This window comes from Stenotrophomonas sp. 3(2025) (assembly GCF_052665395.1).
Map to the genome: position 1 here is coordinate 83003 of NZ_JBQOIF010000012.1, position 24899 is coordinate 107901.

The following is a 24899-nucleotide window of genomic DNA, read 5'->3' on the forward strand; positions in this document are numbered from 1 at the left end:
CAACCCCGGTTGCGGTATCACAGTGGAGGCCCCTGCCCGTGATGCCTGCCATGCCCATCGACGTCCCCCGCTACCTGCAGCGCCTGCAGCTGGATGCCCCGCCCCCGCTCACCCTGGCCGGGCTGACCCTGCTGCAGCAGCGCCACAACGCCCTGCTGCCGTTCGAGACCCTGACCAGCCTGCTGCGCGACGCGGTGGCGATCGACCTGGACAGCGTCCAGCACAAGCTGCTGCACGCGCAGCGCGGCGGTTACTGCTTTGAACTCAATGGCGCGTTCCTGGCCCTGCTGCAGGCCTTGGGCTTCGATGCGCAGCCACTGAGCGCACGGGTGCTGCTGTCGGCCACCGAGGGCGAGCTGACTGCGCGTACGCATCTGCTCCTGCGGGTGCGTCTGCAGGAAGAGGATTGGCTGGTCGATACCGGCTTCGGCAGCCTGACCCCGACCGTACCGCTGCGCCTGCACGAGACCGCAGTGCAGGACACACCGCACGAGCGTTACCGCGTGCGGACGCTGGATGATGGCGACTTCATGCTCGCCGCCGAGGCGGAGGACGGCTGGCGGGCGCTGTACCGCTTCGACCTGCAGCCACCGGCGCCGATCGACAACGAGGTAGGCAACTGGTACGTGTGCACGCATCCGCAGTCGAGCTTTCCCGGCCAGCTGCGTGCATCACTGACCGGGCCGGATTGGCGACGCACCATCGGCAGCGGCAACTACACCGAATACCGCCCGGGCCAGGCGCCGGCCAAGCGCCCGCTGCGTGATGTGCAGGATGTGCGCGAGGTGCTGCAGCGGGGCTTCGGCATGCGCCTCCCCGACGATCTGCGGTTGGATCCGGCCATCGCCGATTGGCTGCAGCGATCACGGGCCACGTCCGTGTAGCGCCGCGCCATGTTCGGCTGCCGTCCTTGCCGCTATGGGTTGACGGGTGCCTGCAAGGCAATCCGGTTGCCCTCGCTGTCGCGGATCTCGGCCACCCGCCAGCCACCGGCCACGGCCGGGCCAAAGCACAGCACCGCGCCGGCCTGCAGGGCACGCTGCAGGCTCCGATCCAGATCGTCCACGCCCAGGTAGATGCGCGGGCCCTGCTCCGACGGCACGTAGTCGGCGCCGTGTACCAGCGCCATGCTGGCACCTGCGGCGTCGTCGTTGAACGACAGGTAGGCCATCCGACAGTCATGCAGGTCGATCGGCGCTTCGATGCGCACCTGCAGCCAGTGCTCGTAGAACATCACGGCGCGTTCGAGATCGGCGACCGGAACTTCAACATGCAGGATGGGATTCATGGTGATGGTGCTCGGCGTGCAGGTGGATGAAAGGCAGCATCGCCGCCCTGTGCACGGCACGATACGGCCCCGACTGGCATGCTGGACAGCCTGCCACCGTACTGGAAGCGCCCATGTCCCTGGCCGATCACCGTCATGCCCTGGCCCCGTTGGGCTTCCTGCGCGTTGCCATCAACCTGGGCAACCCGGTGCTGGCCCAGGGCGACGCCAATTCACCACGTGGGCCGTCGGTGGAGCTGGCCACCGCGCTGGCACAGCGGCTGGGTGTGCAGGCACGCTTCAGTTGCCACGACGCGGCCGCATCGGTGGTTGCAGCGGCCAGCGACGATGCATGGGATCTGGCCTTCCTGGCGGTGGACCCGGCACGTGCCGACCGCATTGCCTTCAGCGCGCCGTACGTGGAGATCGAAGGCACCTATCTGGTGCGCGATGACAGTCCAGCACAACGGGTTGCAGACCTTGATCGCAACGGGCTGCGCATCGCGGTGGGACGCGGCGCCGCCTACGATCTGTTCCTCAGCCGTGAGCTGCGGCACGCGACGATTGAACGTGCCGACACCTCGGCCGCGGCCATCACCCTGTTCGGCCAGCAGCGGCTGGATGCAGCGGCCGGCGTACGCCAGCCCCTGCTGGCCTGGGCGCAGGCACATCGCGGCCATCGCGTGCTGGCCGATCGCTTCACCGTCATCCAGCAAGCGGTTGCCGCGCCCATCGTACGGCCCGCAGCGGCGTTGCAGGCGCTGTTCGCGGAAGTGCAGGCGATCAAGGCCGGGCCGCTGCTGGGCGAGGCCTTCGCGCGTGCCGGGCAGGCAGTCACGCTGTTGCGGTGACGCTCACTTCATGGCGTCGCGCCTGCCCGGGTGACACTACCCCGCGTCTGCGGCCTGCATGTGCCGCACATGCTCGGCCGCCTGGGCGTGCAACCATTCGCGGAAGGCCAGGAAACCACGGTGCCGCACCGAGCGCTGCGGATACACCAGCCAATGCGGCCATGCGGTTTTCAGGCGCCGGTCCGACAACGCAACCAACTGGCCGGAATCCAGCAGCAGCCGCGCCCGCGTCACCCGTCCCAGGGCAACACCGACGCCGCCCAGTGCGGCGCGATGGTGGGCTTCGGAATCATCCAGCACCGCCACGTACCGCGCCGGCGGGCGCTGCCCGGTCAGCGCGAACCATGCGCCCCACGCGCCGTCGGGGTCTCCCAGCAGCGGCCACTGTGCCAACGGTAGGTGGCCGATGCCGCCCATGCGCTCGATCAGTGCCGGGCTGGCCATGGGCAGCAGCCATTCGTCGAACAACGGTTCCACCACCAGCCCCGGCCATTGTCCGCTGCCCAGCCGCAGCGCTGCATCGAACTGCAGCTGCCGGTCGAAGTCGATCAGCCGCTCGCTCGACTGCAGATTGATTTCGATCTGCGGATGCGCCGCCACGAAGTTGCCCAGGCGTGGCACCAGCCAGGCGCTGGCCATCGACGGCACGGCGCTGAGGGTGAGCACATGCTCCGGTCGAGCGGCGTAGGGCTGGAAGGCTTCGTTGATCGCATCCAGGTGTGGGCCGATCTGATCCAGCAGGCGCTGCCCTTCCAGGGTCAAGGCCACACCGCGTGCCTGCCGTATCAGCAGCGGCTGGCCCAGGCGTTCCTCGAGCTGGCGCATCTGATGGCTGAGCGCACTGACCGTCAGGTTCATCGACGCGGCGGCGCGGGACAGGTTGCCCAAGCGTGCGGCAGCGACGAAGCCCTGCAGGGCATGTAGCGGCGGGCGGGACATAAGCCTTGAATTCCTCTCAAGTCGACCTTGCGGAAATGTCGCTTTTTGCACCGCCATGCTGCCCGTATCGTGCATTCCACTCAAGTGGAGACACGATCATGAACATCTTCAGCGGTCTGTTGTTCCTGCAGGGTCATGTGACCAACGTTGCCCTGGCCCAGCGCCTGACCAGTCCCGTTCCCGCAGCGCCCGATGCACGCCGGGCACCCCGTCCGGGCAACCCCCCGGCCGCCCCGGGCAGTGTCACCACCCGCGCTGCAGGTGCTCGGGCAACCACGGCTGCGGATCGATAGCGAGCGCGCGATACGCATCGATGGCGGCGCGCAGTGCGGCCACGCCGACGGGCGAACGCAGGCTTTCCTCTTCCGGCACCTGCACTGCGGCCCAGTCATGCAGCCGGTCCAGGCGCTGGACCATCGCAGCCCGCAGCCACAGCCGCAGCGGATAGGTGTGATAGCCCTGCTGCGCCAGCGCTTGCACAGCTTGGGCCAATGCAGCGTTGGCCCCGCGCACCCATTCGGTGTGCCCACCGGCCTTGTCCTGCACCGTCATCGGTGCCGGTGCACGATGCAGCTTGAAGGGCCGGCGCAACTGCAGTTCCAGGTCACGCGCATCCCGCTCTGATTCCGCCTCGACCAGCGCGCCTGCTTCCAGATCGAAGAACTCGAACCAGCGCCGATGCAGCGCACTGATCCGGCCCAGCGGATCGCGCGAGAAGCCGATCTTCGCGTAGTCCTCCCAGGCACAGGGAAAGACGTAGGCGAACACGCGGCCATCGATGCGGATGTCGGAACCCATTTCCACAGGATCGCGTGGCGGGTATTCGCAGGATGTGCAGGCAATGCCCACGGCATGCGTACTTCCAGCTACGCTTGCGCGACCATGTCTTCATCGCACGCCCCTCGCCCGCCCGTGTCATCGATCACGATCGATGCTGTCTCGCTCGACATCCTGCAGCAGCAGCACGCGGATCTGCGACGACCACCGGCCTCGCTGACCAAGCTGATGACCGCCTGCACCGCGTACGACCTGCTCGCGCAGTCGGGCGGTTCGTGGTCGGACATGATCACCATCGATCCGCGCGACGTGCACGAGGTGGCCGACGATGAAACACGGATGGGCCTGGTGCCCGGTGAAAGCATCGTCCTCGGCCGGCTGCTGGAGGGCCTGATGGTGGTCTCCGGCAACGATGCCGCGCTCGCCCTGGCCCGTCACCTGGCCGGATCGCAGGCGGCGTTCGTGCAGCACATGAACGATCACGCGCGAGCGCTGGGCCTGCACGATACGCACTTCATCTCCGCGTCCGGCATCACCACTGCGGGCCATCTGTCGACCGCACGCGACATGGCGATGCTGGCCGCGCACCTGCTCGCCCGCCACCCCGATCTGCTGGCGATCACCGCACAGCGCAGTTTCGTGCACCAAACCCTGCACAAGGCCAACCAGAACGCGCTGCTGGGCGAAGACGGCGTGGATGGTTTGAAGACCGGTTACACCCAGGCGGCCGGCTTCTGCCTGGCGGCCACCGCCCGTCGCAGGTGCGCTGGGCACGCCCTGCCACTGCGCCTGATCACCGTGGTGCTGGGCGCTGATTCCCGCGCGTCGCGCGATGATCAGGTCCGCGCGCAGCTTGATGCAGGCTTCGCCAGCGCCGGAATGGCCGACGCCCAACGCGCGTGACCGGCAGGCTGGGCAGACACCACGGGTAATGCGCTCTATAGTCCAGCGCCCGAAGGAGTACCCCCACCGATGGATCGACGCCTGTTGTGCTGGATGCTTGCGCTGTCCTGCATGTTCGCCGCTGCAATCACCCATGCCGGCGAACTCAGCCCTGCCGAGACCGAGGCGCTGCAGCAGGATGTGCGTTCTCTGCTCTCCACCTTCGCGCGTGGCGATACCGATGCCATGATCGAGCGCACGCATCCGAGCGTGAAGCGTTTTGCCGGCGGCGACGCGGCGTATTCGAAGGCCACGCGCGATGCGATGAAGGCACTCGGCGACATGGGCCTGAAGCTCATCAGCGATGATGTCGGCGAACCGACCGGCACCTACGCTGCCGGCGACGAAGAAGTCTGCTTCGTGCCGCGGACCACGGTATTCACCACCGACGCACAGACAGTGAAAAGCCTCACCTTCATGGTCGCCATCCGGCAGGTCGGTGGTACGCAGTGGCGCTACATCGATGGTGCCGCCATGCAGGCAATGCCGGAGCTGCTGCGACAGCTGTTGCCGGACCTGCCGCGTGACGTGCCACTGCCATCAGTCAGCGTCGAGCAACTCTAGGCCGCTTCGCCCACACGATTCAGCTGCCACGCTTGACGATGGCGACGATCACGCGCTCCAGCTCGGCCTCGGCAGCCATGTGTTCCACCGCGCCGGCCGCAACCGCTTCAGACAGGGTTTCGGCGGCACCGAGAATGGCCCACAGCCCGGTAGCCGGCACGGCCTCGCCTACTGCGAACGGGCCCAGCCACTGCGCGCACTTGTCGATGAAATCCTGCTGATAGCAACGGCGTACCGCACGCAGTTCCGGTGATCCGGCCAGCGCGGCGAGAATGTCCTGGATCTCGCTGCCCTGCGACAGCACACAATCGATGTAGCCCGAGGCGATGGCATGCGCGCGATCCTTCAACCGGGCCTTCGCACTGCCGATGCGCTCATCAAAGATCACCGTCTGCTTCTGGTCATAGTCGGCATACAGCGCGGCCAGCAGGCCGTTGCGGGTTTCGAAGTGGTCGTAGGCCAGCGGCTTGGTCACACCGGCCGCCTCCGCCAGGCGGGCCAGGGTCAGCGCATCGGTGCCCTCTTCGCCAACCAGCGCCCACGCCACGTCCAGCAGCTGCCGGGCGCGCTGTTCACGGGTCAGGCGGCGACGGGGCTCGGGCGCGGCAGGTCTGGAAGGCAAGGGAGATCGTCAGGGCGCGGGGGTTCCGATCTTACGTCCGATGTCCACTGCCGTCTGCAGATGCGCTTCGGCCATGCCGCTGTCGGCGTCCAGCAGCAGCGTGGAGGACAGCACCGGCGCCCCGCAGTAGTCGAAGATACCCTCGTCGATCTGGGTCTTCATCGCCGCGCCATAGCCACGCCGGTCGATCATCTGCTGGCCCGCGCCGCCCAGCCCGACCAGATGCACCTGCAGCCGCTGCAGCTTCTTTTCCACCTTGCCATCGGCACCTTCGTCATAGGCCCAGCCCTGGGTGAAGACGCGGTCGATCCATCCCTTCAGCAGCGCCGGGAACGACCACCAGTAGAGCGGGTAGACCAGCACCAGCGCGTCGGCCGCATCCAGCCGGGCGTGCTCGGCGGCGACATCGGCCGGCAGCGTCGTGGTCCTGCGGAAGAACGCGTGGTCCTGGGCGTTGAAACGTGGATCGAAGCCTTCGGCCATCAGATCCACCGAGGTGACCGTATTGCCGGCTTCGGCGTTGGCGATGGCCTCACCGATCCGCGCGGCGACCGCGTGGGTGAGCGAGGCCGGTTTAGGATGTGCCACGACAATATGGGTATGCATGATGGGGCTCTGCTGTTCACTAGTTACCAATGGTAACTACGATTGCAGCCAGCACCAGCACCATCGGTGGAATGCTGTTGCGCGCCGCAGTCGCTGTTGTGCACATCACAGCCACACCGGGCTGCCACGGCCTTGATGCCGGTAAGCGGATGCTTGCCGGACCAACGCAGCATTCGCACGACAACACACCATGCAGAGCAACAACGAACGACCCGCACCGCTACCCCGCCTGCTCCTTGTGGAAGACCAGCTCGATCTGGCTGATCTGATGGAACAGGCCCTGACCGACGAAGGCAACGAAATCGCCCACGCCAACAGCGTCTTCGAGGCATTGGGCATGCTCGACAGTGGCCACTTCGACGGCGCCGTGCTGGACGTGGAACTTCGTGATGGCGTGGTATTCCCTGTGGCCGATCGGCTGCTCGAACTGGGCATCCCCTACCTTTTCGCTTCAGCGGTATACGACCAGCTGGTGCCGGTCCGGCATCGGCGCGCGCCCTTCCTGGCCAAACCGTTCCATGTGCAGGGCCTGCAGCGCGCGGTGCGCGAAGCGCTCGGCGGGACGGCCACCCCGCCGACGACGCCGCACTAGCCTGCACGCACCTACGGCTTGAACAACCCGTTGAGCTCGGCACCGGACGGGGTGGCCGGCAGCGCATCGAATGATCCACTGGCAAGCATCTGCCGGGAGGCGTCGAGAAAGCCCGACCACGCGCTGCGGGCCAACGCACCGCCGACACTGACCCGGCGCACGCCCAGACTGGCGGCCTGCTGCAGCGTCATCACGCCGGGCGCACCGATCAGCAGGTTGACCGGCTTGCCACGGGCGGCCTCCACCACGGCGCGGATCTGCTCTGCGGTCCGGATGCCTGGCGCGTACAGACAGTCGGCACCCGCCTGCGCATAGGCGCGGATGCGGGCCAATGTATCGTCCAGATCGGGTCGCCCGACGAAGAAGTTCTCCGCGCGCCCCACCAGCATCACGTCGTGCGCGCTTTCATCAATGGCACGGCGCGCGGCCTGCAGCCGGGCCACGCTGTCTTCGATGCTGCGCAGCGGATGGTCCGCATCGCCGCTGGAATCCTCGATCGACAGGCCAGCCACACCGGTAGCGATCGCCATCGACACGCTCTCGTGCACCGCCTCCGGGCTGCGGCCAAAACCATCTTCGAAGTCGGCGTTCACCGGTAGATCGGTCGCCGCCACCATCGCCTGCAGATGAGCGAGGATCTCGCTGCGACCCATCGCCCCGTCAGGCTGCCCGTGGGCCCAGGCATGGCCGGAACTGGTGGTAGCCAGTGCCTGGGCACCCAGCCGCGCCAGCGCCACCGCACTGCCCACGTCCCATGGATTGGGCAGCAGGAAGCAACCGGAGGCATGAAGCGCCCTGAAGGCGGCACGGCGGTTTCGGATGGCGTCGGCACTCATCACGGACTCCTGGTGGATACGTTTTGCCCGGTTGCTGCCCGCGCAGTGGTCATCTGGCAGCGGGCTTCACGGCGGCGCGGCCCGGTTCCACTGTCGTCTGCGGCGCAGGCTCTGCAACATTGTCCTGTCCAGCGTCCCCGCCACGCCAGCGCTGCGCCCGGCCAGATGGGGCCACCGGGCGCGGAAAGCCGCGAACGCCGAGGGGATGCTGGGCATGCGCGCTTCCCACTATCTACTATCTATAGGAAGCGTCCCAGCTTACGTACACCATGCAACCACGCGGAAGACCGCATCTTTCAAACGATCGCTTTAAACACCACTAATTTCGCCGAACTGGACAGCATCCTCAGCTTCCGCCAGACTGCCGCCCTTTCCCGTCAATCGGATCCCATGGCGAAGCTGCTGGTCCTGCATGGCCCCAACCTCAACCTGCTCGGCAGCCGCGAGCCGGAGGTCTACGGCCACACCACGCTGGCCGACATCGACCAGGCGCTGGACGCCCAGGCCGCTGCCGCAGGTCATGCGCTGGAGAGCCTGCAGTCCAACGCCGAGCACGTCCTGGTGGATCGTGTACAGGCCGCACGCACCGACGGAACGGCCTTCATCCTGATCAACCCGGCCGCCTTCACCCATACCTCGGTTGCCCTGCGCGATGCGCTGGCGGCGGTGGCGGTGCCGTTCATCGAGATCCACCTGTCCAACCCGCATACGCGCGAGCCCTTCCGCCAGCACAGCTATTTCAGCGACAAGGCGGTGGGCGTGGTGTGTGGCTTCGGTGCCGACAGCTACCGCTATGCGATGGACGCGGCATTGGCGCGCGTGCAGGCTGCCGCCGCGTCATGAGCCTGTCGCGCGTCCTCGCCAGCGTTGTGCTGTGGGCCGGCCTGTGCGGCGCTGCCAGCGCGTTCGACCGCAAGGACGAAGGCATCGACTGCGCGCATCCGACCACCACGATGGAGAGCGACCTGTGCGCCTCGGACGTGGCAGCGGCCGCCGACGTCGAACTCAACACCGTCTATGCCCAGGCACGCAGGCAGCTGCGCACGCCGGCCAACGGCGGCACCTGCAGCTACTGCGGCAACGCCGAACAGGAACTGGTGCTGGCCCAGCGCGCGTGGATGCAGCTGCGCGACCACGACTGCCAAGCGGTGTATGCCCTCAACTCCGACGGCTCCGCCCGCAACGGCGCGCAGATGCGCTGCCTGATCACCCTCGCGCGCGACCGCACCCGGCAGCTGCGCGACTTCTACGAACTGCTTTGACCCGAGCGCAACGCGCTTCCCACCACACTGACATCAAAGAGCAAAGAGGCCACCATGGATCTCCGCAAAATCAAGAAGCTGATCGACCTGCTGGAAGAGTCGAACCTGGCTGAAATCGAAATCAAGGAAGGCGAAGAGTCGGTGCGCCTGTCGCGCGCTCCGGTGTCCGGCTACGGCATGATGCAGGCCCCGCCGCAGATGATGATGGCCGCTCCGGCCGCCGCCCAGCCGGCCACCCCGGCCATGCCGATGCAGTCGCCGACCGAAGCCTCCACCGGCGGCACCGCCAAGCCGGGCAACGCGCTGCCGGAAGGCCACGTGCTGCGCTCGCCGATGGTCGGCACCTTCTACGCCTCGTCCGCACCGGACAAGCCGGCGTTCGTCAGCATCGGCCAGCAGGTCAAGGCCGGCGAGACCCTGGCCATCATCGAAGCGATGAAGATGTTCAACCCGATCGAAGCCGATGCGTCGGGCACCATCGTCGCCATCCTCGGCGAGAACGGCCAGCCGGTGGAATTCGACCAGCCGCTGTTCGTGATCGGCTAAGGGGCGGCTGCCATGCTCGACAAAGTCGTCATCGCCAACCGAGGGGAAATCGCGCTGCGCATCCTGCGCGCGTGCAACACCCTGGGCATCCGCACGGTGGCCGTGCACTCCACGGTCGACCGCAATCTCAAGCACGTGGCCATGGCCGATGAATCGGTCTGCATCGGCCCGGCGGCGTCGGCGGAAAGCTACCTCAACATCCCGGCGTTGATCGCCGCGGCCGAGGTCACCGACGCCCAGGCCATCCACCCCGGTTACGGCTTCCTGTCCGAGAACGCCAACTTCGCCGAGCGCGTGGAAGAGTCCGGCTTCATCTTCATCGGCCCGAAGGCAGACACCATCCGCCTGATGGGCGACAAGGTCGAAGCGATCCGTGCCATGAAGTCGGCCGGTGTGCCCTGCGTGCCCGGTTCGGGCGGCCCGCTCGGCGACGACATCGTCGCCAACACCAAGATCGCCCGTGAGATCGGCTACCCGGTCATCATCAAGGCGGCCGGCGGCGGCGGTGGCCGCGGCATGCGCGTGGTGCACGCCGAAGCCTCGCTGAAGACCTCCATCGAGACCACCAAGAGCGAAGCCAAGGCCGCGTTCGGCAATGGCGAGGTCTACATGGAGAAGTTCCTGGAGAACCCGCGCCACGTGGAGATCCAGGTGCTGGCCGACGGCCAGGGCAACGCCATCCACCTCGGCGAGCGCGACTGCTCGATGCAGCGTCGTCACCAGAAGGTGGTCGAGGAAGCGCCGGCACCGGGCATCACCGCCGAGCAGCGCGAGCAGATCGGCAAGGTGTGCGTGGAAGCCTGCATCCGCATCGGCTACCGCGGCGCCGGCACCTTCGAGTTCCTGTACGAAGACGGCCGCTTCTACTTCATCGAAATGAACACCCGCATCCAGGTGGAACATCCGGTCACCGAGATGGTCACCGGTATCGACCTGGTCGCCGAACAGCTGAAGATCGCTGCCGGCCAGAAGCTGTCGATCAAGCAGAGCGATGTGGTGCTGACCGGTCACGCGATCGAGTGCCGCATCAACGCCGAAGATGCCGAAACCTTCGTGCCGAGCCCGGGCACCATCACCGGCTTCCACGCACCGGGCGGCCCCGGCGTACGCGTCGATACCCACATCTACAGTGGCTACCGCGTGCCGTCGAACTACGACTCGATGATCGGCAAGCTGATCGTGCACGGTCCGGACCGCGAGACCGCCATCGCCCGCATGCGGGTGGCGCTGAGCGAGATGGTGGTCGATGGCATCAAGACCAACATCGCCCTGCAGCAGCGGATCATGCGCGACAAGGGCTTCCAGGCCGGTGGCCAGAACATCCATTACCTGGAAAAGCGCCTTGCCGAGCGCAAGAGCAAGCCGATCGCGTTGACCTGATCGGCAGAGTGCCATCGCCGGACACGAAAAGGGCGGGGATTTCCCCGCCCTTTTCTTTTTTGTTTTCGGTAGCGCCGGGCCATGCCCGGCGGCCTTCCATCGCCACCGCCCACCCGCCGGGCATCGCCCGGCGCTACCGGCGTGGCGTCAGCGCGCGTCGGCCGCGGTCGCCGGAATCTGCGAGTTCGGCAAAGGACGCACGCCGTTGGGTGAGGTCGGATCGACGATCACCATGGTCTCGCTGGAACCATCGGGCCAGACCACCTGGAAGGTGCTGCCGGCCGGCAACGACGAGAATGGCACGCCACTCTGCGCGCGGTACACGGCGGCAACCTGGCTGGCGCCGGCACGGCGTACATCCTCCTGTGCCTTCACCGAGGTCAGCTCCACCTTCGATAGACGCCGATAGCGGTCCTCATAGGTGTCGATCATCAGCAGGCCTACCGCACCGGCCGAATAGGCCACGAACAACACCACCCAGAACCAGAACTTGGCCCCATGCAGGAATCGACGGTAGTTCATCGCCCGTCCCTCGTGCCAATCAATCGCTTGATCCATTCCTTCATTTTCCCCGCACCTTGCCGCGAAACCGCGGCGTCATACACAAAATCACGGAAGTCCTGCGTTCCATCCGGCGAACAGATCCCTCCATTCGCACAAAAACTGTTGACCAGCACGCTGTCGGCTCCACAGGGAAGACCGAGTTCGCAGGCCGCAACCCGCCATGCCAGTTCACTCAGCTGTTCACCGGCCACCATGCCGGTCAGTGCCTTGTCGCCCGCCGCACGCAGTCCCATGCCCGGCGCGATCGCCATGTATGCCTCCGGGTCGCGCGAGGTACGTACGCGTTCAACCAGGTCGCGGCGGTACTGCTCGCTGTCCTGCAGTGGCTCACCTTCGGCAAACAGCGCTGCTTCGGCCGCCAGGTTGCCCTGCTGGGCCGCGCGACGACGCTCGCCGATCACCAGTGCCGGCCCCAGCTTGTCGCCGGGCACGAAGCCACCGCAACGCTGCGCCACCCGTTCGCGCGCCTCCACCATCTCCGGCGCCGCACTCAAGCCGAGGCCGGAAAGCACGTTGTTGTCCAGCCGGTAGCCGCCCGGGTCAACGGCGTACTGCGCGCAGTAATCGTAGACCCGGCTGAGCATCCAGCGCGCCTCGTGGTTGCCCTGGTCGGCCTGCACGCGCAGGCGCTGCGCGTAGGCGTACAGATCGGTGGCACTTTCGATGTCGGCGCGGATATCCAGCGGCAGGCCCGACGGCAGCGCAGTGCCGCGTTCGAAAGCCGCGAGGCGGCGTGCCAGCGCTTCGGGCATCACCGGTGCCAGCGCGCCCTGTGCATCGCCGGCCTGGGCGGCCAGCGGCACGTCGACGTGCGCGTCCATGGCCCGGCTGTGGCCGTTGGCCCGATAACCGGCCACGCCCAGCACGGCCACGGCCGGCAGGACGAGCAACCAGGTTTTCAGGGTCGGGGCGAAGGCCATCGGCAACGGTCGGCGGTACGGCGCACAGGAAAGCGCCGAGTTTAGCAAGGCCCGTGAGGCCTGTCTGAACCGGCTTCGTTCATCTCAAGGCATACGGAGACGCCCCGATGGTCTAGCATGGCCCCCTTTCCCGCGATTGCCCTCACCGCCATGCCGTTCCTGGAACTGACCCTGCGTTGCACCGAAGCCACCCAGCCCCGCTATGAGAATGCGCTGGAGGATGTGGGCGCGCTGGCGGTGACCCTGCTTGATGCCGAAGCCGACACCAGCAACGAACAGGCCATCCTCGAACCCGGCGTGGGCGAGACGCCGCTGTGGGACACCCTGGTGCTCAGCGCGCTGTTCCCGGCCGACAGCAACGCCTTGCTGCTGCTGGCCGCGCTGGAAGCCTTCGACCCGGAGCTGGACTGGAGCAACGGCAGCTTCCGCGCCGTGGAAGACGAAGACTGGGAGCGCGCGTGGCTGGACCAGTTCCAGCCGATGGACTTCGGCAGCCGTACCTGGATCGTGCCGTGGAACCACGAACTGCCGGACGCCGCGAAGGCCGCCGACGCCGCCATCGTGCGCCTCGACCCGGGCCTGGCCTTCGGCTCGGGCACCCACCCGACCACCGCGCTGTGCCTGCGCTGGCTGGACCAGCTGGCCATTGATGGCCAGCTGCAGGGCCAGCGCGTGCTCGACTTCGGCTGTGGTTCGGGCATTCTCGCCCTGGCCGCGCTGAAGCTCGGTGCCGCCCAGGCCATCGGCGTGGACAATGACCCGCAGGCGTTGATCGCCACCGCCGACAATGCCGAACGCAACGGCGAACAGGCACGCATGCAGGTGTACCTGCCGCAGGACGAACCGGTCGCCACCTACCCGATCGTGGTCGCCAACATCCTGGCCTCCGCGCTGGACGCACTGGCCGAACTGCTGGCCACCCGCGTCGCCAGCGGTGGTCGCATCGCCCTGTCGGGCATCCTGCATGGCCAGGAAGACGAACTGCTGCAGCGCTATGCGGCGTGGTTCGACGACCTGCAGGCCACCCAGGATGGCGACTGGATGCGCATCACCGGCGTGCGCCGCGCCTGATCGTGGTTGAATGACTGCTGGATCCGAGCCCGCGCCCTGAGCATGTCCGAGCCGAACCCACCGCGTCGCCCCCTGGCCACGTTCCTGCGCACCGCGCCGGGACGCGATGCCGCGCCTGAAGCCACCGAACCGCGCGAACCGGTGCCGACCGATGCAGTGCCGGTGATCGAGGACATCGACCCGGCAACGGACATCGTGGCGGCAACCGAAACAGAACTGGTGGCCGCCGCTGATCCAATCATCGAGCCGGACTTCACCGCCAAGCCCGGCATCGTTGCCACCGCCGCCGATGCGCCCAGCTTCCTCGGCGTGCGCCCGCGGGCGCTGCCCACCCCTCGCTGGCATTGGCTGCTGGTGGCCGGGTTGGCGCTGCTGCTGTTGCTGCAGAGCGTGCTTGCCGACCGTGCACGGTTGGCCGCCGATGCCGGTACCCGGCCGTGGATCAGTGCGCTGTGCAACGTGCTGCGCTGCGAGCTGCCCGCTTGGCGCGAGCCCACCGCATTGACGATGACCAGCCGTGAAATCCGCCCGTTGCCGACCCAGGCGGGCGTCCTGCAGATCCAGGCCAGCATCCGCAACGATGCGCGCTGGCCGCAGGCGTGGCCGGATCTGCGCTTGTCGCTGTCCGATGCCGATGGTCGGGTGATCGGCACCGGCGTGTTCACCCCGGCGCAGTACCTCGGCGAAAACCCGGGGGCCACCGCGCTGGAACCGGGTCAAAGCGCCCGCATCGCCTTCCGCGTGCAGGAGCCTGCCGCATCCACGGTCGCATTCACCTTCGAGTTCCTTTGACCTGGACCTGACCGTCCGGCCGTGGCAGGCCGGGCACGCTCGCGCTAGACTGACGGCAATCACCTCATCCGGTCCGGCGCCCCGCGTGCATGGACCAACCAGATCGGGAACCCCCTTGAACGCTGTCCTTTCTCGTCCTGACAACAGTCGTGGCGCTGCCCGGCCACCGCTGCGCGAACACGTGGCCCAGTCCGTGCGCCGTTACCTGCGCGACCTCGATGGCTGCGATGCGGACGATGTCTACGAGATCGTGCTGCGCGAGATGGAGATTCCACTGTTCGTGGAAGTGCTCAACCACTGCGAAGGCAACCAGAGCCGCGCAGCGGCGATGCTGGGCATCCACCGCGCCACCCTGCGCAAGAAGCTGAAGGAATACGGCATCAGCGCGTAGGCGCGGATGCGTCTACCGCGGAACACCCCATCCGGTAGCGCCGGGCCATGCCCGGCGGCATGGTGATCTGCCGCACTTCGTGCTCGCCGGGCATGGCCCGGCGCTACCACGGCATCGACCAGGGTCAACCACCACCCGCCTTCCAGTAGTAACGCACCACGTGGAAAAACACCGGCGCGGCGAAGCACACTGAGTCCAGCCGATCGAGCATGCCACCATGGCCCTCGATCATGTTGCCCCAGTCCTTGATGCCGCGGTCGCGCTTGATCGCCGACATCACCAGGCCGCCCCAGAACCCCATCAGGTTGATCAGCAGCGACAGGCCGAACGCCTGCAGCGGCGTGAACGGGGTGATCCACCAGAGCGCGGCGCCCAACGCGCTGGCACAGAGCACGCCGCCCACGAAGCCTTCCACCGTCTTCGACGGCGACAGCTTAGGCGCGATCAGGTGCTTGCCCAGCAGCTTGCCCCAGATGTACTGCAGCACGTCCGACGACTGCACCACGATCACCAGGAAGGCGAACAGCAGCACGTTGCGCGCCGGATCGTAGCCCGGCACGCGCAGGTTCAGCAGCAGCGGCACGTGCGAGATGCAGAACACGCAGATCATCAGGCCCCACTGCACCTTCGACGTGCGCTCCAGGTAGTGGGTGGTGTCACCACCGATGGTGGCCAGGATCGGCAGGAACAGGAACGCGTACACCGGGATCAACAGCGTGTACATGCCATACCAGTCGATCCACACCAGGTAGTACTGCCACGGCAGCACGATGTAGAACGCCGCCAGCAACGCGTAGTAGTCCCCCGATCGTGTCGGCGCCAGGGTGATGAATTCGCGCAGTGCGAACAGCGAGATGATGGCGAACAGCACGATCACTCCGGCGCGCCCGAAGAACAGCGCCAGCCCCACCACGATGGCCATCACCCACCACGCGCGGATGCGCGAGACCAGGTTGGCGATCACCGCGCTGGGCTGCCCACGCTGGCGCCAGCGCAGGGTTTCGGACACCAGTGTGGCCAGCACCAGCACGGCGCCTACGCCCGCGAACAGCAGCCCTGTCTGCTGGCCCACGCTTCGCGCGGCAAGATCGCCGGACACATCGATCATGAAGCTCATGCACGGCCTCCGTTCGGGGCCAGGGCCAGCAGCGCCTGCCGGCTGCGCGCCAGGAACGCCGCCTTGTCCTCATCGGCCTGCAGCCGCAGCGGCGTACCGAAGGTCGCCGTGCACAGCAGCGGCAGCGGCAGGAAGCGCCCCTTCGGCATCACCCGCTTGAGGTTGTCGATCCACACCGGCACGAACTCCAGCTCCGGGCGCTGCCGGGCCAGGTGGTAGATGCCGCTCTTGAACGGCAGCAGCGGCTCATCACCGATGTTGCGCGTGCCTTCCGGGAACAGGATCAACGAACAGCCCTCGTCCACCGCGTCACGCAGCACCTGCAGCGGATCCTGGTGGCGGTTGCCGGCCTCGCGCTCCACCAGTACGCCATTGAATACCGCGTCGATCAGGTAACGACGCAGACCGTCGCGCTGCCAGTACTCGGCGGCGGCGACCGGCCGCACCTGGCGCCGCAGCGCCGGCGGCATCGACGACCAGATCAGCACGAAATCACCATGACTGGCATGGTTGCCGTAGTACACGCGGTGCTCGCTGGACGGCGCGCAGCCAACCCACAGCGCGCGTGCGCCGGTCACTACATGGATGGCCGCGCTGCAGGCGCGGGCGATCAGTTCAGCGAACATCGGCACCTCCGGTCAGGTCTGCGGCCACAGCACGGCCAGCAGCAACGCAGCGAACTGCAGCAGCGTGGCGGCGTACTGGCGCATCAGCAGACGCCGCATGCCGGTCCAGCGCGCATCCCAGCCACGCGTCGGCACCTGTGCGTCCAGCCTGCGCAGGCCAGCGGTGTGCAGCGCCTGGTCCACCCGCTGCGCTGCGTCTTCACCCTGCAGGCCCTCCTGCTGCAGCAGGCGCAGCAGGCTGGCGTCCAACTGCACCCGCACCGCGTAGTACGCCTGCACAACACCTGCAACCAGGCTCAGCAGCAGCAGGCCAGCGGCGAACATCGCCAGCCCAGGCTCGATGCCCAGCAACAACAGGGCCACCAGCAGCAGGCCCAGCGACAACGCGGCAGGCACTCGCCCCTGCCGCAGCAGCAGATGCATCATCGGCAGATCGGGCACGGCGCTCATGCAATGGTCTCCTGCGCGGCAGCGGCCGCGATCACCTGTAGATGAACGTCGTGCAGCACGATCGACGGCCGCGCGCCACGCACGATCGACACCGCGTCGGCCACATCGCGCGCACGGCCGGTGCGCAGCAACCAGGTCGCCACGCTGGCCGCGCTACGTGAATACCCCAGCGCACAGCAGACCAGGACGGGGCCATGGCCGCGCAGGCGTTCAATGGCATCTGCCGCGGCGCGCAGCTGCGCCGCCGAGGGCACCACCAGGTCCAGCATCGGCACGCTGGCGTACGCTGCTCCCGGCGCGCGGCAGGACAGCTCCGCACAGGTGTCGACCACGCCCACCAGCGGTGCCGGCAGTGCGGTACCTGGCAGGCGCCCCAGCCAGACAGCGTCGACGACCGGCACCGGCTGCGGCGCGCGGCGCGTCCACAACCGCGAGTTGATCCACGCCGCACCCAGGTACGGTGCCAGCAGCCAGCGCGCGGCCATCGTCAACCGGCCATCGGCGCGCTTCTGGAACACCGCCGTGCCCAGCCCGGCATAGGCCAGCGACACCAGCAGCAACGACACCACGGGCCACAGCAGCCACAATGCGGTGCCGCGCAGCATCACCACCGGCACCAGCAGCAGGCCGGCACCCGACACATACAACGCGGCCAGCCGCCAACGCTTCGGGTCACCGGCAGCCTGCCAGGCGCGCAACGGCGGCGTGCCCTGCTCCGGCCACAGCCACACGCACAACCAGCCCGCCAGCAGCCCGGTGGGAATGTCGATGAAGTGATGCTGGAACGTGGTCAGCACCGAAATGCCGATCAGCAGCGCCCACACATGCAGCACCAGCCGCCAGACCCCGTGCAGGTACTGCGCGAACTTCACCCACAGCACGATCAGCAGCACGATATGCAGCGACGGCGCCTGGTTGAATGGCTTGTCGAAGCCCAGCAGCACGTCGAACAACCAGCCGAACACACCGCCGATTTCCGGCCGTTCGAAGCTGAAGCGCAACGGCCACAACAGGAAGCACGCCACCGCGATCACCTGCGCGCTGAGCAGGCGCAGCGCGTGCCGGTCCAGCTCCAGCCGGCGCCGGCACAGGAAGAACGAGATCGCATAGAACAGGTCGATCGACCAGTACGGCACGATCGTCCACGGCACGAACGGAATCCGCGCCTCCCAGGCAAATGCCATCACCGGCAGCTGGGCATGGCGGCCGGCCATCCAGTTGGCGAAGCCATAGCTGGCGAAGAAGAACGGACCGAGCAGGGCCAGCCACAGCAGGGCGCGCCGCCAGGGGCGCGCCTCGCTGGATGATGCGGTTGCCGCCAGCGTCGCCATCACGCGATCCGTCGTGCCAGCGATACGGTGAAGATGCCGAAGTCATCGATGCGCTGGGCCACCTTCTGGAAGCCGGCCAGGCGCACCAGTTCGTCCATCTCGTGCTGGGTACGGCGGCGCATCACCCACGCCGCGCCACCACGATGGCTGGTCAACGCACGTGCGATGAACTCCAGCTGCGGATGCCACGGCTGCCCGGTATAGGCCAGGTAACCGCCCACCGGCACCGTCGCAGCGATGCCCTGCAGCGAACGCAGCACCGCATCGTTGTCCGGGAACAGTTCGTACAGGCCGGACACCACCGCCAGCGTCGGCGCCGGTTCCACTGCTGCCAGCTGCACCGGATCGAACGCATCGCCCTGTTCGAAGCGGGCGATGTCGGCCGCGCCGAGGCGCTCGATCAAGGCCTTGCCCTGCGTTACGTTCAGCTCGCTGAAATCACGCAGCACGATGCGGTCGGCACGCTGTTCGCCCTGGCCGAGTGCTTCCAGCACGTAACGGCCATGGCCGGCCGCCACGTCCAGCACGCGCACCGGCGCGCCCTGCCCGCGCAGTCGCTGGGCGGCATCGCGCAGCAGTTCCTGCAGGTGCTTGCCGCGCACGCGGATGCCGCGCCAACCGATCGCATCCAGATAGTTGCGGTCGACCATCCGGCCCAGCGGTCCCTTGCCCCGCGCCTCATCACGGTAGATGTAGTCCAGCGTGCTGCCCGAATCGAAGCCGGTCTGCAGGCCCAGCGCGATGCCCTCCGACAGCGTGCCGCCGAAACGCAGGCCACCGCGCACCACGCGCCAACGCAGGTCGGCCAGGCTGTTGCGCTCCGGTGGCCACGACAGGATCTCCGATTCCTCGAAGGTCGGGCCATGCCGATGCGCATCGCGCCGCGACAGCTCCTGCAGCGGTTCGGCAAAGCGTGCCTGGATGAAGCTGCGGACACGCGCCAGCGCCGGTGCACGGTCACGCTCGCCGAGGGTGTCGTGGAAGAAGCCCGGCAGGTGCACGCGCTCCTTGATCGGGCTGGACAGGCGTTCGTAGAAGCGGTCCTGCGGGCCGCGATGCACCACGAAGTCCGAGCCCGATACCAGCAACTGCACCGGCACGCTGATCGCCTGCGCGTCGGCCACGATGCGGTCGGCCGCTTCGTACAGGCCCAGCAGCACGCGCACCGAGATCGGCCGGGTGATCAGCGGATCGGTGCGGTAGCTTTCCACCCGTGCCGGGTCGTGGGTCAGCCACTGCGGCTTGACGTAGCTGTTGACGAAGAAGTTGCCGCGCAGTTTCTGCATCAGCGCCAGTCCAGCGCGTGCGAACGGCACGTACAGCTTCACCTTGAATGCCGGCGAAGCCATCACCAGCGCGCGCAGCCGCGGCGCATAGTCATGCACCCAGGTGGCGGCAACCACCGCGCCCACGCTCTGCGCGATCACCACGATGTCCTCCACCGCGATGCCATGCTCGGCACTGATGTGGGCGATGAAGCTGTCCAGGTCGCGCACCAGCGCCGGGAAGCCCGGTGCGTCGCCGCGTGTGCCGGGCGAGCGGCCATTGCCGCGCGCATCCCACGCGAAGAACGCGGTGTCGGGCAGGTCCAGCTCGTCGACCAGATGGGTGACCCGGCCGGAGTGTTCATGACCGCGATGCAGCAGCACGATGGCCTTGGCCGGCGTGGTTGCCGTCGTGTTCGGCCAATACCGGTAGAACAGCGGTACCTGGTCGAAGCTGTGGAATTCCCGTTCCTGCGCCTGACGCATGCAATCTCCGTATGGATAGGGCGTGTAATCGTGTTGTGCCTACCGCTGCGATATCGCCGCGGCTTCCTTCAATCCCTGGCGTACGCGACGGACCACCGTCACCCCGCACAGCAGTGCGGCCAGTGCGGCGACCGCGCTGACCACGGTCGCGCCTGCCCAGGCAAACGCCAGCAGCAGGCCCAGCACGCCGATCACGAACGCACGGTCGCTCTTGCCCATCGGGCCGTCATAGCGGCGGCTGGCGCCGACCATCAGGCCCAGCACGCCGGCGTACTCGCTCAGCGCGGCGGCCCAGGCCAGCAGCCACAGTGCCTCAGGGCGCACGCCCGGTACGCTGAGCAGGCTCAGGTACAGCGCCGCGTCGGCGATCACATCGCACAACTCGTTCAGATAGGCGCCCAGCCGCGATTGCTGGCCGAATTCGCGGGCCAGCATGCCGTCGACGGCGTTGAGGGCCATGCGCAGCAGCATCCACAGCGGCAGGGCCAGATACAGCAGCGGCTGGGTGGGAGCGCAGCACCACACCGCAGCGGCCACCAGCAGCGAGACCACGGCCGCAGCCACGGTCACCGTATTGGCGGTGATCCCCATGCGGTACAGGCCGTGTACGGCCGGACGCAGCAGGTCCTGGAAACGTCCTTTCAATGCATAGATCGACACGATCTGAACCCGCTAATCCTTGGCAGTGCGGGCACAGCCTACCTGATTGCGACAGCGCCACGTATCGAATTGCGCCCAATGCCGGCCCATGCAGGTACTGCCGGGCGGACCAGGACAGGAGTCGGCACCGGCCAATTTCCCCCACCAGCGCCCGCCACCGGCCCCCACCGCCTACAATATCGGCCCCGCTCCGCTGCCGATTGCCCTGTCCCCATGACTGCTGATCTGTTGCCCGTCCGCCGGGCCCTCCTCTCCGTTTCCGACAAGACCGGCCTGGTCGAGCTGGCCACCGCGCTGGCTGCACGCGGCGTGGAGCTGCTGTCCACCGGCGGTACCGCCAAGGCGATCCGCGATGCGGGCCTGGCCGTGAAGGACGTCGCCGAGGTCACCGGCTTCCCGGAAATGATGGATGGCCGGGTCAAGACGCTGCATCCGATGGTGCATGGCGGCCTGCTGGGCCGCTCCGGCCTGGACGACGCGGTGATGGCCGAGCACGGCATCGGTGCCATCGACCTGCTGGTGCTGAACCTGTACCCGTTCGAATCGGTCACTGCCAAGGCCGACTGCACCCTGGCCGACGCGGTGGAGAACATCGACATCGGCGGCCCGGCGATGCTGCGCTCGGCGGCCAAGAACTTCGCCCGCGTGGCGGTGGCCACCGACCCGTCGCAGTACGCCGAACTGCTGGCCTCGCTGGATGCCAACGACGGCCAGCTGTCGGCCGGCACCCGTTTTTCCTTCTCGGTGGCCGCATTCAACCGCGTTGCCCAGTACGACGCGGCGATCAGCAACTACCTGTCGGCGGTCACCGCCACCGACGCCGCCGTGCCGGTGCGTGCCGAGTACCCGGCGCAGATGAATTCCACCTTCGTGAAGGTGATGGACCTGCGCTACGGCGAAAACCCGCACCAGAGCGGCGCGTTCTATCGCGACCTGCATCCGGTGCCGGGCACGCTGGCCACCTTCCAGCAGCTGCAGGGCAAGGAGCTGAGCTACAACAACCTGGCCGATGCCGATGCAGCCTGGGAATGCGTGCGCCAGTTCGACGCGCCGGCCTGTGTCATCGTCAAGCATGCCAACCCGTGCGGCGTGGCCGTTGGCGCCGGCAACGGCGATGCCTACGAGCTGGCCTACGCCACCGACCCGACCAGCGCCTTCGGCGGCATCATCGCCTTCAACAAGCCGCTCGATGCAGCCACCGCCCAGGTGATCCTGGACCGCCAGTTCGTCGAAGTCCTGATTGCGCCGGACTACGAACCGGCCGCGCTGGAATACGCGCAGAAGAAGGCCAACGTGCGCGTGCTGCGCATCCCGCACGGCGACGGCCTGAACAACTTCGACAACAAGCGCGTGGGCTCCGGCCTGCTGCTGCAGTCGTCGGACAACCGCGGCATGACCCGCGATGAACTGAAGGTGGTCAGCAAGCTGGCACCGACCGAAAAGCAGTTCACCGACCTGCTGTTCGCCTGGAAGGTCGCCAAGTTCGTCAAGTCCAACGCAATCGTCTACGCCAAGGACAACCGCACCATTGGCGTGGGCGCCGGCCAGATGAGCCGCGTCTACTCGGCGCGCATCGCCGGCATCAAGGCGGCCGATGCGAACCTGGTGGTCGAAGGTTCGGTGATGGCCTCCGATGCGTTCTTCCCGTTCCGCGATGGCATCGATGCCGCTGCCGCCGCCGGCATCAAGGCGGTGATCCAGCCGGGCGGTTCGATGCGCGATGCTGAAGTCATCGCCGCCGCCGACGAACATGGCCTGGCCATGGTGTTCACCGGCGTTCGCCACTTCCGCCACTGATTGCTGGAGCGACACGGATGTCTGCCGTCTCTTTGAAACCACTTGCCGTGCTCGCCTTCGCTGGCACGGCCCTGCTGGCAGCCTGCAGGCCGGCCGCCGAACCCGCATCTGCCCCGCAGGCAGATGCGGCAAAGCCCGCCGCCAGCGAACCGGCGGCGCATGTCAGTCGCACCGCGCGGCTGCAGGCGTTCCTGACCGGGCGTTACGGCAAGGACGCCACGCTTTCCGGCCAATGGCGCGGCAGCTGGACCCAGGATGATGAAACGCGCGCGATCGACTGGCAGGTCTGCGCCGAGCAGCCGGTGGTGACCGGCGACAGCTGGCAGCAGCTGCTGGCGGTGTGTGGTGCGCTGGTCGATGGCGCGCATATCGACCCGGGAACGATCGAGTTCTTCGTGCTGCAGCCCAAGGGCGATGGCTTCGGGGTCACCAGTGAGCTGACCGGCGAGCGCTTCGGCAGTGGCGGCCAGCCCGGCACCGCCAGCATCATCCGCGCCGGCAGCGATTTCTATGGCTTCCGCGTCGAGGATGGCTGGTTCGGCCAGGGCTTCTCGCTGCTCTCGCAGACCCTGGTGCTGCCGGGCCCGAAAGGCCTGACCAGCACCGGCAACGTGCGCAGCCACATCGACAACGACGCCCAGTACGAATGCGAGAACGTCGACGCGGCCGCCGACCCCGATACCGCCGAAGATTGCCGCACCCGCCGCTTCAGCATCGATTTCGCACTGCGTTTCGACGACAGCGACCGCGGTGCGCGCATCTGGCCACTGCTGATCGAGGAAACCGGCAACACCTGCGGCGGCAAGCGGGTGCGTCAGCAGCACCGCTTCACCCTGGACCCGAAGTCCTGGACCTACTCCTTCCCCGAATCGCTGCGACGCGAAGGCTGCCAATGACGCACACGCGCCGCCGGGGACCTGGAACTTCCCTTCCCACGCAATCTGGAATCTCGTGATGAACGTACTTGTCATCGGCTCTGGCGGCCGCGAACACGCCCTGGCATGGAAGCTGGCCCAGTCCTCCCGTGTCACTGAAGTGCTCGTGGCGCCCGGCAATGCCGGCACCGCCAACGAAGACAAGTGCCGCAACGTGGCGGTGAAGGTCACCGACATCGATGGCCTGCTCGCCCTGGCCCAGGCCGAAGGCGTGGCGCTGACCGTGGTCGGCCCGGAAGTGCCGCTGGTGGCCGGCGTGGTCGACCGCTTCCGCGCCGCCGGCCTGCGCATCTTCGGGCCGACGGCGGCGGCCGCGCAGCTGGAAGGCAGCAAGGCCTACGCCAAGGATTTCCTGGCACGCCACAACATCCCCACCGCGTTCTATTCGGTGCACACCGAGGTGGACGCGGCACTGGCCTACCTGCGCGAGAAGGGCGCGCCGATCGTGGTCAAAGCCGACGGCCTGGCCGCCGGCAAGGGTGTGATCGTGGCGATGACCCTGGCCGAGGCTGAAGACGCAGTGCGCGACATGCTCTCGGGCAACGCCTTCGGCGATGCCGGCGCACGCGTGGTGATCGAGGAATTCCTCGACGGCGAGGAAGCCAGCTTCATTTCGATGGTCGACGGCATGCATGCACTGCCGATGGCCACCTCGCAGGATCACAAGCGCGTCGGCGACGGCGACACCGGCCCGAATACCGGCGGCATGGGCGCGTACTCGCCAGCCCCGGTGGTCACCCCGGACGTGCACGCCCGCGTGATGCGCGAGGTGGTCAACCCGACCGTGCAGGGCATGATCGCCGACGGCATCCCGTTCACGGGTTTCCTCTACGCCGGCCTGATGATCGATGCCAGCGGCGCGCCGAAGGTGATCGAGTTCAACGTGCGTTTCGGCGACCCGGAAACCCAGCCGGTGATGCTGCGCCTGCAATCGGACCTGGTCGACCTGCTGGACGCGGCGATCGATGGCCGTCTGGACCAGGTGGACGCGCAGTGGGATCCGCGCCCGTCGCTCGGCGTGGTGCTGGCCGCCAGGCCGTATCCGGAATCGCCGATCACCGGCGAGGTGATCTCCGGCCTGGATGATGTGCCGGCAACGGCCAAGGTGTTCCATGCAGGAACGACGCTGGATGCGCAGGGCCAGGTGCTCAGCGCCGGTGGCCGCGTGCTGTGCGTGGCGGCGCTGGGCGACAGCGTGCGCGACGCGCAGGCGAACGCGTACGCGGGCGTGGCGAAGGTGACCTGGGCCAACGAATTCCACCGCACCGACATCGGCTGGCGGGCGATCGCGCGGGAAATCTGAGACCGCG

General features: G+C 67.5%; 29 protein-coding genes. 15 read left to right on the forward strand and 14 right to left on the reverse strand.

What is annotated here, in order from left to right; translation table 11 throughout:
• The first annotated feature begins 50 nt into the window (after positions 1 to 50).
• Entirely contained in the window at positions 51 to 884 is an 834-nt protein-coding gene (locus ACUXVE_RS11200) for an arylamine N-acetyltransferase family protein (protein WP_445514412.1), read from the forward strand.
• Between the two features lie 32 nt (positions 885 to 916).
• Here ACUXVE_RS11200 and ACUXVE_RS11205 read toward each other — a convergent pair whose 3' ends face one another.
• Positions 917 to 1288 (reverse strand): VOC family protein, encoded by a 372-nt coding sequence (locus ACUXVE_RS11205; protein ID WP_099785578.1) that lies wholly within the window; start codon positions 1286 to 1288, stop codon positions 917 to 919.
• 113 nt (positions 1289 to 1401) lie between these two features.
• On the opposite strand from ACUXVE_RS11205, the gene ACUXVE_RS11210 reads away from it, so the two are divergent.
• The gene (locus tag ACUXVE_RS11210) at positions 1402 to 2118 is read left to right on the forward strand and encodes a transporter substrate-binding domain-containing protein (RefSeq protein WP_222388285.1); all 717 of its coding nucleotides are present in this window, start codon (positions 1402 to 1404) and stop codon (positions 2116 to 2118) included.
• 36 nt (positions 2119 to 2154) lie between these two features.
• Here the strand turns inward: ACUXVE_RS11210 and ACUXVE_RS11215 are convergent, their stop codons facing one another.
• Together ACUXVE_RS11215 and ACUXVE_RS11220 are read right to left on the reverse strand one after the other, a co-directional pair.
• A complete protein-coding gene (locus tag ACUXVE_RS11215; protein WP_445514413.1) occupies positions 2155 to 3057 on the reverse strand; it encodes a LysR substrate-binding domain-containing protein in 903 nt (300 codons plus the stop codon).
• A gap of 243 nt (positions 3058 to 3300) precedes the next feature.
• Complete coding sequence (locus ACUXVE_RS11220; protein WP_445514414.1) at positions 3301 to 3855, reverse strand: GIY-YIG nuclease family protein; 555 nt, start codon at positions 3853 to 3855, stop codon at positions 3301 to 3303.
• Between the two features lie 84 nt (positions 3856 to 3939).
• Here ACUXVE_RS11220 and ACUXVE_RS11225 point away from each other — a divergent pair, with 84 nt between their 5' ends.
• Positions 3940 to 4737 carry a D-alanyl-D-alanine carboxypeptidase family protein gene (locus ACUXVE_RS11225; RefSeq protein WP_445514415.1) on the forward strand — a complete coding sequence of 266 codons (798 nt, stop codon included), beginning with the start codon at positions 3940 to 3942 and terminating at the stop codon, positions 4735 to 4737.
• A 69-nt stretch (positions 4738 to 4806) separates the two neighbouring features.
• Positions 4807 to 5340 carry a hypothetical protein gene (locus ACUXVE_RS11230; RefSeq protein WP_445514416.1) on the forward strand — a complete coding sequence of 178 codons (534 nt, stop codon included), beginning with the start codon at positions 4807 to 4809 and terminating at the stop codon, positions 5338 to 5340.
• 19 nt (positions 5341 to 5359) lie between these two features.
• On the opposite strand, the gene ACUXVE_RS11235 is transcribed toward ACUXVE_RS11230, so the two are convergent.
• Positions 5360 to 5923, reverse strand: coding sequence for a TetR/AcrR family transcriptional regulator (locus ACUXVE_RS11235; RefSeq protein ID WP_445514435.1), 564 nt, complete (start codon positions 5921 to 5923; stop codon positions 5360 to 5362).
• 48 nt (positions 5924 to 5971) lie between these two features.
• On the reverse strand, positions 5972 to 6568 hold the full coding sequence (locus ACUXVE_RS11240) for an NAD(P)H-dependent oxidoreductase (protein WP_445514417.1): 597 nt from the start codon (positions 6566 to 6568) through the stop codon (positions 5972 to 5974).
• A 190-nt stretch (positions 6569 to 6758) separates the two neighbouring features.
• Here ACUXVE_RS11240 and ACUXVE_RS11245 point away from each other — a divergent pair, with 190 nt between their 5' ends.
• Positions 6759 to 7160: a response regulator gene (locus ACUXVE_RS11245; RefSeq protein WP_445514418.1), complete on the forward strand. Its 402-nt coding sequence runs from the start codon at positions 6759 to 6761 to the stop codon at positions 7158 to 7160.
• 11 nt (positions 7161 to 7171) lie between these two features.
• On the opposite strand, the gene ACUXVE_RS11250 is transcribed toward ACUXVE_RS11245, so the two are convergent.
• Positions 7172 to 7999 (reverse strand): isocitrate lyase/PEP mutase family protein, encoded by an 828-nt coding sequence (locus tag ACUXVE_RS11250; protein WP_222388279.1) that lies wholly within the window; start codon positions 7997 to 7999, stop codon positions 7172 to 7174.
• 387 nt (positions 8000 to 8386) lie between these two features.
• Here ACUXVE_RS11250 and aroQ point away from each other — a divergent pair, with 387 nt between their 5' ends.
• Genes aroQ through accC form a run of 4 tightly spaced genes read left to right on the forward strand, consistent with a single transcriptional unit; the run spans position 8387 to position 11184 of the window.
• Positions 8387 to 8839, forward strand: a complete 453-nt coding sequence (gene aroQ / locus ACUXVE_RS11255; protein WP_445514419.1) for a type II 3-dehydroquinate dehydratase — start codon at positions 8387 to 8389, stop codon at positions 8837 to 8839.
• Entirely contained in the window at positions 8836 to 9258 is a 423-nt protein-coding gene (locus tag ACUXVE_RS11260; RefSeq protein ID WP_222388278.1) for a lysozyme inhibitor LprI family protein, read from the forward strand. Before aroQ ends, ACUXVE_RS11260 begins: the two co-directional genes overlap by 4 nt.
• A 54-nt stretch (positions 9259 to 9312) precedes the next feature.
• Positions 9313 to 9804: an acetyl-CoA carboxylase biotin carboxyl carrier protein gene (gene accB, locus ACUXVE_RS11265; RefSeq protein WP_025878628.1), complete on the forward strand. Its 492-nt coding sequence runs from the start codon at positions 9313 to 9315 to the stop codon at positions 9802 to 9804.
• 12 nt (positions 9805 to 9816) lie between these two features.
• Positions 9817 to 11184, forward strand: coding sequence for an acetyl-CoA carboxylase biotin carboxylase subunit (gene accC, locus ACUXVE_RS11270; RefSeq protein WP_025878627.1), 1368 nt, complete (start codon positions 9817 to 9819; stop codon positions 11182 to 11184).
• Positions 11185 to 11331: 147 nt separating this feature from the next.
• Here accC and ACUXVE_RS11275 read toward each other — a convergent pair whose 3' ends face one another.
• Positions 11332 to 11706 (reverse strand): hypothetical protein, encoded by a 375-nt coding sequence (locus ACUXVE_RS11275; protein WP_445514420.1) that lies wholly within the window; start codon positions 11704 to 11706, stop codon positions 11332 to 11334.
• A complete protein-coding gene (locus ACUXVE_RS11280; protein WP_445514421.1) occupies positions 11703 to 12668 on the reverse strand; it encodes a hypothetical protein in 966 nt (321 codons plus the stop codon). The genes ACUXVE_RS11275 and ACUXVE_RS11280 overlap by 4 nt, the downstream gene beginning before the upstream one ends.
• A 150-nt stretch (positions 12669 to 12818) precedes the next feature.
• Here ACUXVE_RS11280 and prmA point away from each other — a divergent pair, with 150 nt between their 5' ends.
• The 3 genes from prmA (at position 12819) to fis (ending at position 14922) form a co-directional block, all read left to right on the forward strand.
• Positions 12819 to 13739 carry a 50S ribosomal protein L11 methyltransferase gene (gene prmA, locus ACUXVE_RS11285; RefSeq protein ID WP_445514436.1) on the forward strand — a complete coding sequence of 307 codons (921 nt, stop codon included), beginning with the start codon at positions 12819 to 12821 and terminating at the stop codon, positions 13737 to 13739.
• Positions 13740 to 13781: 42 nt separating this feature from the next.
• A complete protein-coding gene (locus tag ACUXVE_RS11290; RefSeq protein WP_445514422.1) occupies positions 13782 to 14531 on the forward strand; it encodes a DUF3426 domain-containing protein in 750 nt (249 codons plus the stop codon).
• Positions 14532 to 14646: 115 nt separating this feature from the next.
• The gene (gene fis / locus ACUXVE_RS11295) at positions 14647 to 14922 is read left to right on the forward strand and encodes a DNA-binding transcriptional regulator Fis (protein ID WP_006397198.1); all 276 of its coding nucleotides are present in this window, start codon (positions 14647 to 14649) and stop codon (positions 14920 to 14922) included.
• A 124-nt stretch (positions 14923 to 15046) separates the two neighbouring features.
• Here the strand turns inward: fis and ACUXVE_RS11300 are convergent, their stop codons facing one another.
• The 6 genes from ACUXVE_RS11300 to ACUXVE_RS11325 are packed head-to-tail and all read right to left on the reverse strand — an operon-like array spanning position 15047 to position 20857.
• Positions 15047 to 16039 carry a phosphatidate cytidylyltransferase gene (locus tag ACUXVE_RS11300; RefSeq protein ID WP_033832372.1) on the reverse strand — a complete coding sequence of 331 codons (993 nt, stop codon included), beginning with the start codon at positions 16037 to 16039 and terminating at the stop codon, positions 15047 to 15049.
• Entirely contained in the window at positions 16036 to 16665 is a 630-nt protein-coding gene (locus ACUXVE_RS11305; protein ID WP_025878621.1) for a lysophospholipid acyltransferase family protein, read from the reverse strand. The genes ACUXVE_RS11300 and ACUXVE_RS11305 overlap by 4 nt, the downstream gene beginning before the upstream one ends.
• A gap of 12 nt (positions 16666 to 16677) precedes the next feature.
• Positions 16678 to 17115, reverse strand: coding sequence for a hypothetical protein (locus ACUXVE_RS11310; protein WP_093818152.1), 438 nt, complete (start codon positions 17113 to 17115; stop codon positions 16678 to 16680).
• Positions 17112 to 18446 carry a phosphatase PAP2/dual specificity phosphatase family protein gene (locus ACUXVE_RS11315; RefSeq protein WP_445514423.1) on the reverse strand — a complete coding sequence of 445 codons (1335 nt, stop codon included), beginning with the start codon at positions 18444 to 18446 and terminating at the stop codon, positions 17112 to 17114. The genes ACUXVE_RS11310 and ACUXVE_RS11315 overlap by 4 nt, the downstream gene beginning before the upstream one ends.
• Positions 18446 to 20197: a bifunctional alpha/beta hydrolase/class I SAM-dependent methyltransferase gene (locus tag ACUXVE_RS11320; protein WP_445514424.1), complete on the reverse strand. Its 1752-nt coding sequence runs from the start codon at positions 20195 to 20197 to the stop codon at positions 18446 to 18448. Before ACUXVE_RS11320 ends, ACUXVE_RS11315 begins: the two co-directional genes overlap by 1 nt.
• A gap of 39 nt (positions 20198 to 20236) precedes the next feature.
• Complete coding sequence (locus ACUXVE_RS11325; protein ID WP_222388272.1) at positions 20237 to 20857, reverse strand: CDP-alcohol phosphatidyltransferase family protein; 621 nt, start codon at positions 20855 to 20857, stop codon at positions 20237 to 20239.
• Positions 20858 to 21070: 213 nt separating this feature from the next.
• On the opposite strand from ACUXVE_RS11325, the gene purH reads away from it, so the two are divergent.
• Genes purH through purD form a run of 3 tightly spaced genes read left to right on the forward strand, consistent with a single transcriptional unit; the run spans position 21071 to position 24892 of the window.
• Complete coding sequence (purH, locus tag ACUXVE_RS11330) at positions 21071 to 22654, forward strand: bifunctional phosphoribosylaminoimidazolecarboxamide formyltransferase/IMP cyclohydrolase (protein WP_445514425.1); 1584 nt, start codon at positions 21071 to 21073, stop codon at positions 22652 to 22654.
• A gap of 17 nt (positions 22655 to 22671) precedes the next feature.
• Positions 22672 to 23550 (forward strand): hypothetical protein, encoded by an 879-nt coding sequence (locus ACUXVE_RS11335; RefSeq protein WP_222388270.1) that lies wholly within the window; start codon positions 22672 to 22674, stop codon positions 23548 to 23550.
• 58 nt (positions 23551 to 23608) lie between these two features.
• Positions 23609 to 24892, forward strand: coding sequence for a phosphoribosylamine--glycine ligase (gene purD, locus ACUXVE_RS11340; protein ID WP_445514426.1), 1284 nt, complete (start codon positions 23609 to 23611; stop codon positions 24890 to 24892).
• Positions 24893 to 24899 lie beyond the last annotated feature (7 nt).